Annotated in this window: 15 protein-coding genes; 2 read left to right on the top strand and 13 right to left on the bottom strand. The window is 58.7% G+C overall.

What is annotated here, in order from left to right; genetic code table 11:
* Window positions 1-5 precede the first annotated feature (5 nt).
* The 12 genes from trpS to pilM form a co-directional block, all read right to left on the bottom strand.
* Complete coding sequence (gene trpS, locus ACMGEE_RS16755) at window positions 6-1,007, bottom strand: tryptophan--tRNA ligase (protein ID WP_436830362.1); 1,002 nt, start codon at window positions 1,005-1,007, stop codon at window positions 6-8.
* Window positions 1,008-1,024: 17 nt separating this feature from the next.
* Window positions 1,025-1,702: a phosphoglycolate phosphatase gene (locus tag ACMGEE_RS16760; RefSeq protein WP_436830363.1), complete on the bottom strand. Its 678-nt coding sequence runs from the start codon at window positions 1,700-1,702 to the stop codon at window positions 1,025-1,027.
* A complete protein-coding gene (gene rpe, locus ACMGEE_RS16765; RefSeq protein ID WP_125289868.1) occupies window positions 1,686-2,372 on the bottom strand; it encodes a ribulose-phosphate 3-epimerase in 687 nt (228 codons plus the stop codon). Before rpe ends, ACMGEE_RS16760 begins: the two co-directional genes overlap by 17 nt.
* Before the next feature lie 53 nt (window positions 2,373-2,425).
* Complete coding sequence (dam, locus tag ACMGEE_RS16770) at window positions 2,426-3,244, bottom strand: adenine-specific DNA-methyltransferase (RefSeq protein WP_253457652.1); 819 nt, start codon at window positions 3,242-3,244, stop codon at window positions 2,426-2,428.
* 119 nt (window positions 3,245-3,363) lie between these two features.
* On the bottom strand, window positions 3,364-4,371 hold the full coding sequence (locus ACMGEE_RS16775; protein WP_301251834.1) for an SPOR domain-containing protein: 1,008 nt from the start codon (window positions 4,369-4,371) through the stop codon (window positions 3,364-3,366).
* 62 nt (window positions 4,372-4,433) lie between these two features.
* Window positions 4,434-5,525, bottom strand: coding sequence for a 3-dehydroquinate synthase (gene aroB, locus ACMGEE_RS16780; protein WP_253457647.1), 1,092 nt, complete (start codon window positions 5,523-5,525; stop codon window positions 4,434-4,436).
* A 38-nt stretch (window positions 5,526-5,563) separates the two neighbouring features.
* Entirely contained in the window at window positions 5,564-6,085 is a 522-nt protein-coding gene (aroK, locus tag ACMGEE_RS16785) for a shikimate kinase AroK (RefSeq protein WP_034934892.1), read from the bottom strand.
* 389 nt (window positions 6,086-6,474) lie between these two features.
* Window positions 6,475-7,737 carry a DNA uptake porin HofQ gene (gene hofQ, locus ACMGEE_RS16790; protein WP_370734934.1) on the bottom strand — a complete coding sequence of 421 codons (1,263 nt, stop codon included), beginning with the start codon at window positions 7,735-7,737 and terminating at the stop codon, window positions 6,475-6,477.
* Complete coding sequence (locus tag ACMGEE_RS16795) at window positions 7,637-8,089, bottom strand: hypothetical protein (protein WP_369896181.1); 453 nt, start codon at window positions 8,087-8,089, stop codon at window positions 7,637-7,639. Before ACMGEE_RS16795 ends, hofQ begins: the two co-directional genes overlap by 101 nt.
* Complete coding sequence (locus tag ACMGEE_RS16800) at window positions 8,079-8,576, bottom strand: HofO family protein (protein ID WP_253457640.1); 498 nt, start codon at window positions 8,574-8,576, stop codon at window positions 8,079-8,081. Before ACMGEE_RS16800 ends, ACMGEE_RS16795 begins: the two co-directional genes overlap by 11 nt.
* Window positions 8,569-9,108, bottom strand: coding sequence for a PilN domain-containing protein (locus tag ACMGEE_RS16805; RefSeq protein ID WP_436830364.1), 540 nt, complete (start codon window positions 9,106-9,108; stop codon window positions 8,569-8,571). Before ACMGEE_RS16805 ends, ACMGEE_RS16800 begins: the two co-directional genes overlap by 8 nt.
* A complete protein-coding gene (pilM, locus tag ACMGEE_RS16810; protein WP_394150145.1) occupies window positions 9,108-9,932 on the bottom strand; it encodes a pilus assembly protein PilM in 825 nt (274 codons plus the stop codon). Before pilM ends, ACMGEE_RS16805 begins: the two co-directional genes overlap by 1 nt.
* 116 nt (window positions 9,933-10,048) lie before the next feature.
* On the opposite strand from pilM, the gene mrcA reads away from it, so the two are divergent.
* The gene (mrcA, locus tag ACMGEE_RS16815) at window positions 10,049-12,595 is read left to right on the top strand and encodes a peptidoglycan glycosyltransferase/peptidoglycan DD-transpeptidase MrcA (protein ID WP_253457629.1); all 2,547 of its coding nucleotides are present in this window, start codon (window positions 10,049-10,051) and stop codon (window positions 12,593-12,595) included.
* Between the two features lie 82 nt (window positions 12,596-12,677).
* On the opposite strand, the gene nudE is transcribed toward mrcA, so the two are convergent.
* On the bottom strand, window positions 12,678-13,244 hold the full coding sequence (gene nudE, locus ACMGEE_RS16820) for an ADP compounds hydrolase NudE (protein ID WP_253457626.1): 567 nt from the start codon (window positions 13,242-13,244) through the stop codon (window positions 12,678-12,680).
* Window positions 13,245-13,650: 406 nt separating this feature from the next.
* On the opposite strand from nudE, the gene ACMGEE_RS16825 reads away from it, so the two are divergent.
* Window positions 13,651-15,789: an intracellular growth attenuator family protein gene (locus tag ACMGEE_RS16825; protein WP_301251841.1), complete on the top strand. Its 2,139-nt coding sequence runs from the start codon at window positions 13,651-13,653 to the stop codon at window positions 15,787-15,789.
* The last annotated feature ends 104 nt before the right edge of the window (window positions 15,790-15,893 follow it).

Raw genomic sequence — 15,893 nt, forward strand, 5'->3', positions numbered from 1 at the left:
AGCCGTTACGGCTGGGCGACAAAGCCTACGGCTTCGTAGACTTTTTTCAGCGTTTCCTGCGCCTGAGCGCGAGCTTTCACCGCGCCGTCACGCATAACCTGCTCCAGGAAAGCCTCATCATTGCGATAACGATGATAGCGCTCCTGCAGCTCGCTCAGCATCCCGGAAACCGCATCGGCTACCGCGCCTTTCAGGTGCCCATACATCTGGCCTTCAAACTGCTTTTCCAGATCGGGAATGCTGGTGCCGGTCACGCCGGACAGGATATCCAACAGGTTAGAAACGCCCGCTTTGTTTTTTACGTCATAGCGCACGACCGGCGGCTGGTCGCCATCGGTCATGGCGCGCTTGATCTTCTTGACCACCGACTTCGGATCTTCCAGCAGGCCGATCACGTTGTTGCGGTTATCGTCCGACTTGGACATCTTTTTGGTCGGCTCCAGCAGCGACATGACGCGCGCGCCGGATTTCGGAATAAACGGCTCCGGCACCTTAAACACATCGCCATAGAGCGCATTGAAACGCGCGGCCACGTCGCGGCTCAGCTCCAGATGCTGCTTCTGATCTTCGCCAACCGGCACCTGCGTGGTCTGGTAAAGCAGGATATCCGCCGCCATCAGCACCGGATAATCGAACAGGCCCGCGTTGATGTTCTCTTCATAGCGTGCGGATTTGTCCTTGAACTGCGTCATGCGGCTCAGCTCGCCGAAATAGGTATAGCAGTTCAGGATCCAGCTCAGCTGCGTGTGCTCCGGCACGTGCGACTGCACGAAGATAGTGCTTTTCTGGGGATCGATGCCGCAGGCCAGATAGAGCGCCAGCGTATCCAGGGTCGCTTTACGCAGCGCAGCCGGATCCTGACGTACCGTAATGGCATGAAGATCGACAATGCAGTAAATGCAGTTGTAGTCGTCCTGCATGCTGACCCACTGACGCAACGCTCCCATATAGTTACCGATGGTCAGTTCGCCGGAAGGCTGCGCGCCGCTAAATACGATGGGTTTCATCTTTTTCGTCCTGGTCGTTACAGCCCTAATTCGGGCAACAAATCGTTAAAATGGTCAAGCACCAGCGTCGGCTGGCTGCTCGCAATCGGCTCGCCGTAGTTATAGCCGTAGGTCAGCCCTACGCAGGGCGTGCCCGCCGCTTTCGCCGCCTGAATATCGTTGCGGGAATCGCCCACGAACAGCAGTTCGCCGGGCAGCAGGCCGAACTTGCCCAGCACCAGAAACAGCGGGGCCGGATGCGGTTTTTTCGCCGTCACGTCGTCGCCGCCGATAATCAGCGAAAAGCAGTCGTCAATGCCGAGCGAGGCCAGCAAAGGCGCGACAAACGGCGTCGGCTTGTTGGTCACGATAGCCATCGGCATCCCGGTGGCCGCCAGTTTTTGCAGGCCTTCTTTCACGCCGGGGAAGAGTTTACTGCCGCTTTCGACAACGACAGCATAATGCTTATCAAGCAGCACCCGCGCGTCGCGCAGCAGATCGCTTTCCGGCGCGTGTCCCAGCGCCCAGGTCAGCGCGCGTTCAATCAGCACGTCCGCGCCGTTGCCAATCCAGGTGGAGACGCGCGCCAGACCCGCCGCCGGAAGGTTGAGCGACTGCAAAGCGGCGTCTACCGCGCTGGTCAGGCCCGGCGCGCTGTCGGTCAGCGTGCCGTCAAGATCGAACGCCAGCGCGCGAATATCAGTGAAATGAGCCATGACGAGATTTCTCCAGTTCCGTGCGCATATCATCAATGACTTTTTTATAGTCAGGCTGATTGAAAATAGCGGATCCGGCCACGAACATATCGGCGCCGGCCGCGGCGATTTCGCCGATGTTTTCTGTCTTCACGCCGCCGTCCACTTCCAGGCGAATATCGTAGCCGCTTTGGTCGATTAGCTTACGGGCCTGGCGCAGCTTGTCCAGCGTGCCGGGAATAAACGACTGACCGCCGAAGCCCGGGTTAACGGACATGATCAGCACCACGTCGATTTTGTCCATAACGTAGTCCAGATAGCTGAGCGACGTGGCCGGGTTAAACACCAGCCCTGCTTTACAGCCATGCTCTCTGATCAGCTGTAGCGTGCGGTCAACATGCTCGGACGCTTCCGGGTGGAAGGTGATATAGCTGGCGCCAGCCTTGGCAAAATCGGGGATCAGGCGATCGACCGGTTTCACCATCAGGTGCACATCGATCGGGGCGGTAATGCCGTAATCACGCAGCGCTTTCAGCACCATCGGCCCCATAGTCAGATTGGGCACGTAGTGATTATCCATGACGTCGAAATGCACGACATCGCCACCGGCAGCCAGCGCTTTGGCCGTGTCTTCGCCCAGGCGAGCAAAGTCTGCAGACAGAATTGACGGAGCGAGCAAAAACTTTTTCATCCATTTCTCCCAATTTAGCGCGCCTGGCGACAGGCACGTAGTGCTGTTGAGGATCAGTCGCTGCTAAACAGCGCCAGCAGCTCGTTGACCTGCAAACGCCCGCTGCCGCTGCGGCTGATCGAGCGACGAGCTTTAATCTGATGCAGCTGCGCGGCCTGATACCACTCGCGGGTCAGCGGCGTATCGTGATTGGAGATCAGTACCGGAATACGGCTTTCACGCGCCAGCTTCTCCGCCAGCTCCGCCAGGTGCTGCTGCTGCGCCAGGCTAAAGCTGTTGGTGTGGTAAGCGGTGAAATTTGCCGTGGCCGACAGCGGCGCATAGGGCGGATCGCAGTAGACCACCGATCCCGGCTCCGCCCGACCCAGCGTATCAGCGTATGATTCGCAGATAAAGGTGGCGTTTTGCGACCGCTCGGAGAACCAGTACAGCTCATCCTGAGGAAAATAGGGTTTGCGGTAGCGGCCAAAAGGTACGTTAAACTCGCCGCTTAAATTGTAGCGGCACAGTCCATTGTAGCAGTGGCGGTTAAGGTACAAAAACAGCACGCTGCGGCGCCAGGCATCAGTAGATCGATTAAACTCCAGCCGGCGAGCGTAGTAGAACTCAGCGTCGTTGCTTTCGGTCGTGAAAAGCTGGCTGGCATCCGCCACAAACTCGTCCGCGCGATCTCTTACCACGTTGTACAGGTTGATCAAATCTTTGTTGATATCCGCCAGCACGTAGCGCGAGAAATGCGTATTGAGGAATACGGACCCTGCGCCAACGAAGGGTTCAATCAGGCAATCCCCTTCCGGCAGGTGACGCTGGATATCGTTAAGCAGCGGGAACTTGCCGCCCGCCCATTTTAAAAAAGCGCGATTTTTTTTCATGCCGTCGTTTTATTACACTTACTCTTCTGGCTGCGGTTACACCGACAGCATATCTGCGCTTTAAATTACCAGCCCGCATAACGCGGGCTGGCAGAGAACATCGTCAGGCTCAATAGCCGTTAATTTGCTGACTCTTTTTTCACCTGGCTGACAGGTTTCACCCAGGGGTTTTTCGCCTGCACCTCTGACGGCAGCGAAGCTACCGCGCGTTTTGCATCTGCCGGCGTGGCGTAAGCGCCGCTTACCAGTACGTACCAGGGCTGGCCGTTGCGCGTGGTTTTATACACGTGATAGCCGCTCAGGTTCTGCTTTTTCGCCCAGGCGTTAAGCGTATCGGGACGCGAAGCGCTGCTCAGCTGCAACGTATAGTTGCCGCCGGTTACCGCAGCAGGCGCGGCTACCGGCGCGCTGTGGCTCTCTTTCGCGACCGGTTTCGCCGCCGCAGGTTTGTGCGTGGCGGGTCTGGTGTGCTGCTGAGGCGCGGCAGGCTGACGCGTAGCCGAACGTGCAGGCGCAGGCTGAGACGTCTGCGGCGCGGTGACCGGTTTGCCAGCAGTGCCGCCGCCCGCAACGGTCGCCGGTGCCAGCGGCAGCGAGCTGCCCTGCATATCCGTGCTGGCCGCATCCACCTGATTCTGCTGGTTAGAGAGCGCGCTATTGAGATCGCCCGGCAGCTCGACGCGCTGTTGGCCCGCCGGGGTCTGCACGGGCTGCGCTTCGGTCGGCGTGGAGGCGACCGGCGGGGCACTCAGTTCCTGAGGTGCATTACCGGATGCGGCTGAGCCCTCGGCAGGCTGCCCGCCCGCGCCAGAGGCGCTTGCATCAGCGCCAGGCTGCTGCGCGCCGCTCTGTCCGCTCATGGAAGAAGAGCCGGTCAGATCGATATTTTTATCGCTGCCGCCGGAGGTGGCCGGCGTCTGGGCGGCTTTTTTATCGCCGCTGTCCGACGAGTTCAGCGTTGAACCGATGCCAAGCACGATCAGCAGCAGCACCAGCACGCCTACCCCCATCATCAGATGCTGGCGTGATACCGGCACCTTAGGGGCAGAGGACGTTTTTCGCGCTCGCTGTGGACGGCGATCGCTGGTATCAGGCTTTAACTCATCTTCCGGTTTAAAATCGTCCATTTCACCTCCTCCGGTAAAGCAGCCGCGCCGCTTTACGTGTACGCCAGTAGTTAACTAACGGCTCAGGCCGGTTTCTGACAGTCGTTAATCGCTGCCAGCACCGTATCATGCGCAACGCCGCCGCGCACGCAGGCCTGTCCTAAAGCCAGCGGCAGCACCAGACGCAGCTCGCCCGCCAGCACTTTTTTATCACGCAGCATATGCGGCAGATAATCCGTCGCCGCCATGCTCTCCGGGCCGTGCACCGGCAGTCCGGCACGCTGCAGCAGGCTGATGATCCTGTCGGTATCGCCAGCGGAAAACTCGCCCAGCCGCTCTGCGGTACGCGCGGCCATCACCATGCCGGCCGCCACGGCCTCGCCATGCAGCCAGTTGCCGTAGCCCATATGCGCTTCGATGGCGTGTCCGTAAGTGTGGCCCAGATTCAGCAACGCGCGCTGCCCCATTTCGCGCTCGTCGGCGGCGACGACCTCGGCTTTCAGCTCGCAGCAGCGGCGAATACAGTAGGCCATCGCCTTGCCGTCCAGCGCCAGCAGCGCATCCAGGTTAGCTTCCAGCCAGCAGAAGAACTCACCGTCGAGGATGATGCCGTATTTGATCACTTCCGCAAGACCTGACGCCAGCTCGCGAGCGGGCAGGCTGCTCAGGCAGTTGATATCGATCACTACCGAAGCCGGCTGATAGAACGCGCCGATCATGTTCTTGCCAAGGGGATGATTAACGGCCGTTTTGCCGCCAACGGAGGAGTCCACCTGCGACAGCAGCGTGGTAGGAACCTGAATAAACCGCACGCCGCGCTGGTAGCTGGCCGCCGCGAAACCGGTCAGATCGCCAATCACGCCGCCGCCCAGGGCAATCAGCGTGGTATCGCGACCGTGCGGTTTTTCCAGCAGCGCGGTAAAGACCCGATCCATCACCGCCAGCGTTTTGTGCTGCTCGCCATCGGGCAGGATCACCTGGTCCACTTCTATACCAGCGCTTTCCAGCCGCTGACGAACAGGTTGAAGATAAAGCGGTGCCAGCGTGTCGTTAGTGACCAGCATTGCCCGCTCGCCCGCCTTAAGCGGCCAAAAAGAAGCCGGATCGTTAAACAGTCCGGCAGCGATGGTAATGGGGTAACTGCGTTCCCCCAGAGTGACGGTAATCTTCTCCATGAAGCACTCCTTTTCGGCCCGCAGGCGGAGCAGAGCCGCTAGCTCTTTTCCAGCATGTTAATGATTTGATTTGCGACGACTTTAGCACTTTGGTCATCGGTACGAATGGTGACGTCAGCAATCTCTTCATACAGCGGATTACGTTCGTCCGCCAACGCTTCCAGCACTTCGCGCGGTGGAGAATCCACCTGCAGCAAAGGACGCTTTTTATCGCGCTGCGTACGAGCCAGCTGTTTTTCGATCGTGGTCTCCAGATAGACCACCACGCCGCGAGCGGAAAGACGGTTGCGTGTTTCGCGAGACTTAACGGAACCGCCGCCGGTCGCCAGGACAATGCCCTGCTTCTCGGTGAGTTCGTTAATGATCTTTTCTTCGCGATCGCGGAAGCCTTCTTCGCCTTCGACGTCGAACACCCAGCCCACATCCGCTCCGGTACGTCGCTCAATTTCTTGATCGGAATCGAAAAATTCCATATTGAGTTGCTGAGCTAACTGACGCCCAATAGTGCTTTTGCCGGCACCCATAGGCCCAACCAGAAAGATATTGCGTTTCTCTGCCATTTTTTCGGTATTACTAAGACAATTCGTTAATGATACCCCGTCCTACAGCGGACAGGACATGAACTGAAACCTCATGAGCGATAGTGCGAGAGTCAGAGGAAAATTATCTCAACACTGAAGGTGTTTTGGCAACCGATTAAATTGACCTTGCCCATTGCGCCCACAGCTGGCGCGTTCAGTCCGCTTCATTTATCACGCCGATGTCACAGCATCGGTTACGCCGGTTGCGCACGATAAAAAACGGGTAAATGCTTTTTCTTAAAGCCAAACCGAGGCCTGTAATTCAAAAATCGCTAAACCTTGTAAGCTAATTCCGCCCTTGCGTCAAACGCATATGGCTGCAATCCGCTAAAAAAGCACTCGCTCGCTCAGTTTGTTACAAAAAAGCTTTACTCGTCACGAATCAGTCTTGGGGTTATGAAGATCACCAGCTCACGTTTTTTTTGGCCGGTAGTCGCATGGCGAAAAAGCGCGCCCAACAGCGGTACAGAGCCAAGAAACGGCACCCGGCTCTGCCCTTTTGCGCGCTGCTGCTGGAAGATGCCGCCCAGCGCCAGCGTTTCACCATCTTTCAGCGTGACCTGGGTCTGGATCTCCTGTTTATCGATGGCGATATATTCGCCCTCGCCGCTGCGTACCGTACTGCCGGGCAGGTTCTGGCTGATATGCAGCTTTAGCATGATGCGGCCGTTCGGCTGCACGTAAGGCGTTACGTCCATGCCTAAGACCGCCTCCCTGAACTCCACGCTGGTTTTACCGTTGCTACCGCTGGAGACCTCATAGGGGATTTCGGTGCCCTGTTTAATACTGGCGGGCTGCTGATGCGAGGTGAACAGTCGGGGACTGGCGATAATCTCCAGTTTGTTTTCCTGCTCCAGCGCGTTCAGCTCCAGATCCAGCATCCTGCCGTTCAGGCGCGCCAGGGTAAAGCCTAAGGCCAGTGCGGGATTAGCCACCGGCAGATCAACGCGCAGCTGGCTGACCCGCAGCGCGCGGGCGATCTGCTCTTCGCCGCCCAGGCCCCAGCGCACGCCCAGCTCGCGCAGGCTCTCTTCGCTGAGGGTAACGATATGCGCGGCGAGTTCGACCTGCTCCAGCGGCGTATCCAATGCCGTGACCCAGCGCTGGATCTCGTTCAGCGCGGCTCGGGTGTCGCGCAGGATCAGGCTGTTGGTGCGTTTATCTACCGTCACGCTGCCGCGCGAACTCAGCAGCTTCGCCTGCGCGCTCTGCAGGCTGCCGTAGACTTTTTCCGCCTCTGCATAGCGCAGCGGCAACGCCAGCGTATCAAGCGGCAGCGCCTTTTCCGCCTCCTCCCGCTCAAGCGTTTGCCGTCGCTGCTGCTCTTCCTGCCAGCCCTGCGGGAAAACCAGCAGCACGTTGCCTTCTTTATTCACCTTCAGCTTCGCCAGGCGGGAAACCAGCGTCAGCGCCTGCTGCCAGCTGACCTCTTTTAAACGGACGGAAAGCCGTCCCTCGACGCCGGGCGCAACCAGCAAATTCAGCTGCTGATAGTCCGCCAGCGCCTGAAGAATTTGCCCGACAGGCGCGTCATCGAACGCCAGGGAAAGCGGCGCCGGGCTGCCCCGCAATGGCGTTGCCAGCCATAGCGGCAGCAGGAGAAGAACTTTCCACAGGCGAATGTGTTTCATAAAGGCTTCCTTGCAAGTTAATCCTTAAAGGCGCGCTGCACGGCGTGGCGGCCGCCAGCGTAATGCCCAGCGCGGTGACGTCCCGCAGCTGCCAGTAAGCGTCCGGCCAGCTCTGCGCAGCCCATAATTTACCGCTGCCGCTACGGGTCACCAGCCAGGCGCGGTAGTTCGCTGGCCGACCGATGATGCCGCGCAGCTGCGGCGGCGGCATGGGTAACAGGGGGTCACAAAACATGTTTTCCGGCGGCGAAAAGGGATCGCGGGCCGCCAGCGCGCTACACCCCAGCAGCAGCGCAGCCACCAGTATTACCGGGCGTTTTAGCCAATCTTTTAAAAAGGCACTAGCGTTCATATTGCACCACCAGATTTAACCGCAGCTGTTCATCCACCCGCTTCAGGCTGAACTGCGCCAGCCTGACGGCGGGTTGCCGCTCGCTCAGATAGCGAAACGCGGACTGCAGCTGCGGCCAGCTAAGCAGCAGGGTTAATTCGCCGCCCTGAGGCGTTGGCTGCCAGCCCTGTAAACGGTTGCCCGCCGCCTCGCTCAGCTGTAGCCACGAGAAAGGCCGCGCCGCCCCAGGCCGTAACGCCAGTTGCAGGCCAGCGATATCCGCTTCGGCTTCGTGCAGCGAGCTTCGCTGTTGCAAATTGTGCAGCAGCAGCCGATAGCGCTTGTGCTCCTGTTGCCGCTGCTGCGCCACCTGTAAAGCCTGCTGCTGAAGAGGCCGCAGCCAGACCTGGCGTACCATCAGCGCGCCCGTGATAAAGCAGAGCACCAGCAACAGCAGCCTTAGCCAGAACGGCAAAGCGAGCCAGCGATGCAGCAGAACGCTACTCATGTTCCTGTTCCGGCAGCGTGGCCTCCAGGCTGAAGCGGATAATGCCCTTTCCGTCGCGGCTGAGCCTGCCGGTGTTGACCTGTTGAAACAGGTGAAACCGCTCTAACTGCTGACGAAACGCCTCAACCTCAGCCAGCTGCAGGCAAAATCCGGTGACGGTCAGACTCTGCGCGGTTTTACTGATTTCGTTCAGCCAGAGCGCCGCTGGCAGGGTTGCGGCCAGGTCGCGCGTAAATGCCTGCCACTCGCGCAGGCGCGCCTGCCTGCCTTCACTGATGACCAGCGCGCGTCGAAGCGTATCGCGCCGGGCTTCCAGACGAGCCAGGCGAGCGCTGAGCCTGTCGAGCTGGTCGTTAGTCTCTTTCAGCCAGCGCAGGCCGGTCTGCTGCCGCTTGCCGAGCGTCTGCTGCTCCAGCAAGGGCATCGTCAGCGCGAGCAACAGAACCAGTAGCGCCATAAGCAACAGGCCGTCGCGGCGCAGCTGTTGGCGCTGCCGCTGCCGACGCCAGGGAAGAAAATTTACCCAGACCATCAGGCGTCCTCCGGCCGCAGCGCCAGCCCGGCGGCCAGCGCAAAAGCGCCGCTGTACGCGGGCAACGGCAGCGACTTAAAAGCGAAAGCCGCCAGCGGCTCCAGCCACAGCGCATTGGCAGGCAGCGCTTCCGGCAAGGCCGAGCTATAGTAAAGCGTGGCCGCATCGGCCAGGTATTTTTCGCGCAGCGCCGCCAGGTTGGCCGCTTCATCAGCGGGACACCACCCCCATGGCGGCTGTAGCCGCGCGCCAAACCAGAGCCAGTGGTCGGGTAAACGGTGCACCAGCACGGCATCCGGGCTGAGCCGCAGGCTTTGCGCCAGCGCAAACAGCGCGGCCGGGGCCAGCTCCAGCACCCGAGGGTTGAGTCCCGCCGTCTTCAGCATCGATAGCCAGTCATGAACCGCGTCCCGACGGGCGGCGGTCAGCCACAGCTGCCCGCTGTCGGCAGCTGCCTGGCGGTAGTCAAGCGCAAGTTTTTCAGGCTCTATCGGAAAAAATCGCTTCGCCGCGGCCGCGATATAGCTGCTACGCTCTGGTTCACGCAGTGAGGTTTGCGGCAGCGCCAGCGCGTGCTGCAACGCCAGCCGGGCGGGAAAGCCGACGCGCAGCGAGATCTGCCGCGGCAGCCGTTTTCGCCACTGTCGCAGCAGGGGAATAAGCGGGTCGGGCCGTTGCACCAGCCCGTTGGTTAACGTATCGTGCGGCAGCGCATGTTGCCACCAGTGGCGCAGTTGCCAGCCGTTACGACGGTATTGAATACCCAGGGCGCAAAGCTGTCCGTTCTGAATATCCAGGCCGACTTGCCATGTCTGAAATGCCATTTCGCGCGGTCTCCCTGCTCAGTAGAAAAATGATGTATCCAGGCCTCTGGCTTGCCTTTATACTACCGCGCGATTGTTTATAAACTGTCCAGGCGACTTAAGATGGAAAATATCAGGTGAAGTTCGTAAAGTATTTTTTGATCCTTGCAGTGTGTTGCATTTTGTTGGGAGCCGGCTCGATTTATGGTCTGTATCAGTACATACAGCCGCAGCTGCCCGACGTCGCCACGCTGAAAGATGTCCGGCTGCAAACGCCCATGCAGGTCTACAGCGCGGATAACGAGCTGATTGCTCAATACGGCGAAAAGCGCCGCATCCCGTTAAAGCTTGGGCAGATCCCGCCCGTCATGGTCAAGGCCTTTATCGCTACCGAAGACAGCCGCTTTTATGAGCATCACGGTATCGATCCTATCGGCATTTTCCGCGCGGTAAGCATTGCGCTGGTTTCCGGCCACGCTTCCCAGGGCGCCAGTACCATCACGCAGCAGCTGGCCCGTAACTTTTTCCTCAGCCCCGAGCGTACGCTGATGCGTAAAATCAAGGAGGCTTTTCTCGCCATTCGCATTGAGCAAATGATGAGCAAAGACGAAATCCTTGAGCTTTACCTGAACAAAATCTATCTGGGCTACCGCGCCTATGGCGTGGGCGCCGCTGCACAGGTCTATTTCGGCAAAAATGTCGATCAACTCTCGCTGGGCGAGATGGCGATGATCGCCGGTCTGCCTAAAGCGCCATCGACCTTTAACCCGCTCTATTCCCCTACTCGCGCGCTGTCTCGTCGCAACGTCGTGCTCAGCCGCATGCTGGATCAGAATTACATTACGCAGGCGCAGTATGACGAAGCGCGCCTTTCGCCGCTGGAAGCGCACTATCACGCGCCGGAAATCGCCTTCTCCGCCCCTTATCTGACCGAGATGGTGCGTCAGGAGATGGTGAAACGCTACGGCGACAACGCGTATAACGACGGCTTTAAAGTCACCACGACCATTACCCGTAAATTACAGTTGGGCGCGCAGAAAGCGTTGCAGGACAACGTGCTGAATTACGATATGCGTCATGGCTACCGCGGCCCGGCCAACGTGCTGTGGAAAGTCGGCCAGACCGCCTGGGGCCGTACGGAGATCCTGAAAACGCTGAAGGCGCTGCCGGTTTACGGCCCGCTCTTCCCGGCGGTGGTAACCGAAGCCAACCGCGAAGAAGCCACGGTACTGATGCGCGACGGCAGCAGCGTGACGCTGAACCTGGCTGGCGTACGCTGGGCGCGGCCTTATAAATCCGATACCGTCCAGGGCCGCACGCCGACTTCCGTGACCGAAGTGGTGCAGCCGGGCCAGCAGATTTGGGTTCGCCAGATGGATACCGGCTGGTGGCTGGCGCAGGTGCCGGACGTTAACTCGTCGCTGGTTTCGCTGGATCCGCACAACGGCGCCGTTCGCGCACTGGTAGGCGGTTTCGACTTTAACCTGAGCAAATTTAACCGCGCGACCCAGGCGCTGCGCCAGGTAGGCTCGAACATCAAGCCGTTCCTGTATACCGCAGCGATGGATCGCGGGCTGACGCTGGCCTCTATCCTGAACGACGTGCCGATCTCCCGCTGGGATGCCGGCTCGGGCGCCGACTGGCGGCCAAAAAACTCACCGGCGACCTACGACGGCCCGATCCGCCTGCGTCAGGGGCTGGGTCAGTCCAAGAACGTGGTCATGGTGCGCGCTATGCGTGCGATGGGCGTTGATTACGCCGCGCAGTATCTGCAACGCTTTGGCTTCCCGGCGCAGAATATCGTGCACACCGAATCGCTGGCGCTTGGCTCCGCTTCGTTTACGCCATTGCAGATGGTGCGCGGCTATTCGGTGATGGCCAACGGCGGCTTCCTGGTCGATCCTTTCTTTATCAGCAAGATTGAGGATGAACAGGGCAATACGCTGTTTGAAGCCAGGCCGAAAGTAGCCTGCCCGGAATGCAATCTGCCGGTGATTTACGGCGAGACGCAGAAAGCGGTAGCGCTGAATGAAGACAGCGTGGAAAACCCGACGGTATCGCAGCAGGGCGGCAACGCAGTCGTTCCGCAGCCGCAGCTGGAGCAGGTTTCCCAGCCGCCACAGCAGGATGAACAGTACGCGCCGCACGTGATCAACACGCCGCTCTCTTTCCTGATCAAAAGCGCGATGAACTCCAATATCTTTGGCGAACCGGGCTGGATGGGCACCGGCTGGCGCGCAGGACGCGATCTGAAGCGCAACGATATCGGCGGTAAAACGGGCACCACCAACAGCTCGAAAGACGCCTGGTTCTCAGGCTATGGTCCGGGCGTGGTGACCTCTGTGTGGATCGGCTTTGACGATCACCGCCGCGATTTGGGCCGAACGACCGCTTCCGGCGCGATTAAAGATCAGATTTCAGGCTATGAAGGCGGCGCGAAGAGCGCTCAGCCAGCGTGGGACGACTACATGAAGGTCGCGCTGGATGGCGTACCGGTGCAGCCGCTGACGCCGCCTGAAGGCGTGGTTACCGTCACCATCGATCGCCGTACCGGCAAGCTGGCCAACGGCGGCGGCAATACCCGTCAGGAGTACTTTATCAACGGCACACAGCCGACCGAGTATTCCGTCCATGATGTCGGCACCACGCTGATGGACAACGGCGAAAGCCACGAGCTGTTCTGATGCCGGGCCATGTCGCCCGTGCCTGATGGCCACAAAAAAGCCCGGTTTTTACCGGGCTTTTCTTTGGAATGCTGTCGCGTTTTTAGTAGCTCAGCCGCCCCTGGCGAATCAACCACTCCCGCACCATAAACAGCGCGCTGACGTTGCGCGCCTCGCAAAAATCAGGCTCCTGCAGCAGCGCCATCAGGTTATCCAACGGCCAGCGAACCTGCGGCAGCGGTTCCGGCTCGTCGCCTTCCAGCCGCTCTTCGTAAAGATCTTCCGCCACGATGATATTCATCTTGCTGGAAAAATAGGACGGCGCCATGGTGAGCTTGCCCAGCCATTCCTGCTGACGCGCGCCAAAACCTACCTCTTCCTTCAGCTCGCGGTTGGCGGCTTCCGCAGGCGTTTCGCCCGGATCGATCAGGCCTTTAGGGAACCCCAGCTCATAATTTTCCAGTCCGACGGCATATTCCCGGATAAGAATAAGATGGTTGTCCACAATGGGGACGATCATCACGGCTTCACGTTCAGTGGGTTTCATTCGCTCATAAACGCGCTCAGCACCGTTGCTGAACACTAAATCCACGGCCTCCACGGTAAACAGACGCGACCGCGCGACGGTTTCAACATTCAGGATTTTAGGTTTTTGCAGTTGTCCGGTCATAGTGGCCCCAGGGAAAAGCCAAAAAAATGAGCGTAATAGCTCGCCAGTCGCGGTAAATTTACCGACAGTTACGCTATTGTGCGGCAGTGAAAGAAGGTTGCCAATCAGCGCATGAATTATTTTACACCGTTATAACAAATCCACCCGTAAGTAATTAAAAAGTTTTAAAAAAGTCAATGCGTGTTTTACAAAATAAGAATATACCGATATTGCTACGGCCTATGGCTTGTTACCATCTCGGTCGGGGCTAATCTACTATTATTCTAATTTTATGATTTTGCGCGTTATTTTATTAAACTTCGCGGATTGCCAGCGCTGCCTGAAGCCGTCACAATATCGATATAACTATGATTCAGGCCGGTAATTTCCAGCACAATGGCAGGAGCAGGATGGCAGGGAGAAAAGCATGAGCACAATAGTCATTATATTGGCTGTAATGCTGGCCTGTTCACTCGGAGCGGGTTGTTTTTTCTGGTACGCTATGCGGCATCGCCCGCCGTTGGCGAAACCGCTGCCATTCATTAGTCCGCCTTTTCGCAAGCTGAGCGACGACGAGCGTAAAGCCGTTGAACGCTACATCGGCTCTTTAGCGAAGCACCGCAGCATTCCGCTTCCCGGCGGCAATACACATGCAAACGATAATCTGGCGCTAACCTCGCAAAGCAGCAACGTCTATCCGGTTACCCGCTCTATTACCCGCTACGGCCTTTCCACCGACGATCCGCACAAATGGCGTTACTATCTGGATGCGGTTGAAGTGCATCTGCCGCCGCTGTGGGAACAGTACATCGCCGAAGAAAATTACGTCGAGCTGATCAAAACGCAAACTATTCCGCTGGTGGTTTCGCTCAACGGGCATTCGCTGGTCAACTACGTTTACGAGCCGCCTGCGCTGGGGACGGTAACGCGGCCTGCGGCGCAAAACGCCTCGATCAGAAAAGAAGAAAGCGAAAACATTGAGCTGCTTAGCGTGCGTAAAGAGACGCCTGAAGAGTATATGCTCAGCCGTCCCGACGGCACGCGCGAGGCGGTAGCTATCAGCCTGGGGCTGCTGCTGCTCTTTTTTAGCCTGATTAGCCCGGCGGTAATGATGCCGTGGCTGGTGGTCACCGCGCTGGTCATTATCCTTATCAGCGCCTGGTCGCTCTGGCGGCGGCCAGGCGAGAAAGACCTGCGGGAAATCCACTGCCTGCGCGGCGCGCCCAAACGCTGGGGTCTGTTCGGCGAATCCAACCAGGGCCAGGTCAGCAATATTTCACTCGGCATTATCGATCTGATCTATCCTCCCCACTGGCAGCCTTACGTGGCGCACGATTTAGGCCAGCCTACCGAAGTGGATATCTATCTTAACCGTCAGGTCGTGCGTCAGGGCCGCTTTCTGTCACTACAGGATGAAGTCCGCAATTTCCCTATTCATCGCTGGCGCAAAAACCTGGTGCTGGCTACGGGTTCGCTGCTGGTGCTGGTGCTGCTGGTTTTTCTGGTGCCGCTAAGTATGCCGCTCAAGCTAAGCATCGCCTGGCTGAAAGGCACCGAAAGCGTCCAGGTGCACAGCGTGGGCGATCTGGAAAACGTTGCCTTGCGCATCGGCGACTCCCTTAAAGTCAGCGGTGAAGGCATGTGTTCAGTCCCGGCGACCTATCAGGGCAACCGCAGCTACGCGTTTATGCCTTTCGACTGTTCGGCCGTCTACTGGAATAACGCCGCTCCCCTGCCCCAGCCGCAGTCGGATATTATCGATAAGGCTACCGCCCTGCTGAACACCACCAGCCTGCAGCTGCATCCACAGAACAGCACCGATCCCAAGCTTAATCCGCAGCTCGCCACGGCTATCCAAAAATCAGGCATGATCCTGCTGGATGACTTTTCCGATATCGTGCTGAAAACGCAGGATCTGTGCAGCCAGGAGCAGGACTGCGTCAGGCTGAAAAACGCGCTGGTCAACCTTGGCAACGCTAAAGACTGGGAAACGCTGGTGCGTCGGGCGGACTCTGGCGCGCTGGCCGGCACCAATGTGCTGCTGCGACCGGTCAGCGCCGAAGCGCTGGAAAACCTGGTCAACACCGCCACCTCTTCGTTTTTCTATCGGGAAACAAGACGCGCGGCGGAAGCGCTTAACAGCCCGCCGCCCGGCGGTTTTCTGATCCTCAGCGATGAAGGCCGCCAGCTGGTCAATCAGCAGGCGCCCGGCATCTCCCTGTTCGACTTCAACGCGCCCGACCAGTGGCCGGAATTACAGCGCCTGGCGGGCATGCTGCTGCACACGCCGTTTTCCGCCAGCGGCATCGTGACCAGCATTACCACCGACGCCAACGGCACGCGGCATATCGCGCTGCACAGCGAGCCGGACGCCACCCGACTGGGCCACTATCTCGGCACCACCCTGCTGCTACTGATCGTTGCCTTAAGCTTTATCTTTAACGGTCTGCTGGCCCTCAGACGTATTCATCTCAATCGCGTGCGCACCACGGCGATTCAGGACTATTACGATAAGTGTTTTAACCCCGCGCTAAGCACGCCGCAGACTATCCGACCGCTGTTCTGAGCCCGTCGGTTTTATGCTATTTTTAAGGTTATCGTCCTCTCTGCGCCATCCCGCATGACGCTCTCCGGCTTAAGCCGGAGAGGCACCTTGATTTCCGACAGGCA

Origin of the sequence: Erwinia artemisiae (assembly GCF_051400835.1) — a bacterium.
Lineage (GTDB): Bacteria > Pseudomonadota > Gammaproteobacteria > Enterobacterales > Enterobacteriaceae > Erwinia > Erwinia aeris.

Bases quoted from the DNA above. Each gene is read 5' to 3' on its own strand.
- aroB (WP_253457647.1), bottom strand. From the start codon at position 5,525: ATGGAGAAGATTACCGTCACTCTGGGGGAACGCAGTTACCCCATTACC.
- ACMGEE_RS16825 (WP_301251841.1), top strand. From the start codon at position 13,651: ATGAGCACAATAGTCATTATATTGGCTGTAATGCTGGCCTGTTCACTC.
- trpS (WP_436830362.1), bottom strand. From the start codon at position 1,007: ATGAAACCCATCGTATTTAGCGGCGCGCAGCCTTCCGGCGAACTGACC.
- hofQ (WP_370734934.1), bottom strand. From the start codon at position 7,737: ATGAAACACATTCGCCTGTGGAAAGTTCTTCTCCTGCTGCCGCTATGG.
- ACMGEE_RS16805 (WP_436830364.1), bottom strand. From the start codon at position 9,108: ATGGTCTGGGTAAATTTTCTTCCCTGGCGTCGGCAGCGGCAGCGCCAA.
- nudE (WP_253457626.1), bottom strand. From the start codon at position 13,244: ATGACCGGACAACTGCAAAAACCTAAAATCCTGAATGTTGAAACCGTC.
- ACMGEE_RS16800 (WP_253457640.1), bottom strand. From the start codon at position 8,576: ATGAGTAGCGTTCTGCTGCATCGCTGGCTCGCTTTGCCGTTCTGGCTA.
- dam (WP_253457652.1), bottom strand. From the start codon at position 3,244: ATGAAAAAAAATCGCGCTTTTTTAAAATGGGCGGGCGGCAAGTTCCCG.
- ACMGEE_RS16775 (WP_301251834.1), bottom strand. From the start codon at position 4,371: ATGGACGATTTTAAACCGGAAGATGAGTTAAAGCCTGATACCAGCGAT.
- pilM (WP_394150145.1), bottom strand. From the start codon at position 9,932: ATGGCATTTCAGACATGGCAAGTCGGCCTGGATATTCAGAACGGACAG.
- ACMGEE_RS16760 (WP_436830363.1), bottom strand. From the start codon at position 1,702: ATGGCTCATTTCACTGATATTCGCGCGCTGGCGTTCGATCTTGACGGC.
- aroK (WP_034934892.1), bottom strand. From the start codon at position 6,085: ATGGCAGAGAAACGCAATATCTTTCTGGTTGGGCCTATGGGTGCCGGC.
- ACMGEE_RS16795 (WP_369896181.1), bottom strand. From the start codon at position 8,089: ATGAACGCTAGTGCCTTTTTAAAAGATTGGCTAAAACGCCCGGTAATA.
- rpe (WP_125289868.1), bottom strand. From the start codon at position 2,372: ATGAAAAAGTTTTTGCTCGCTCCGTCAATTCTGTCTGCAGACTTTGCT.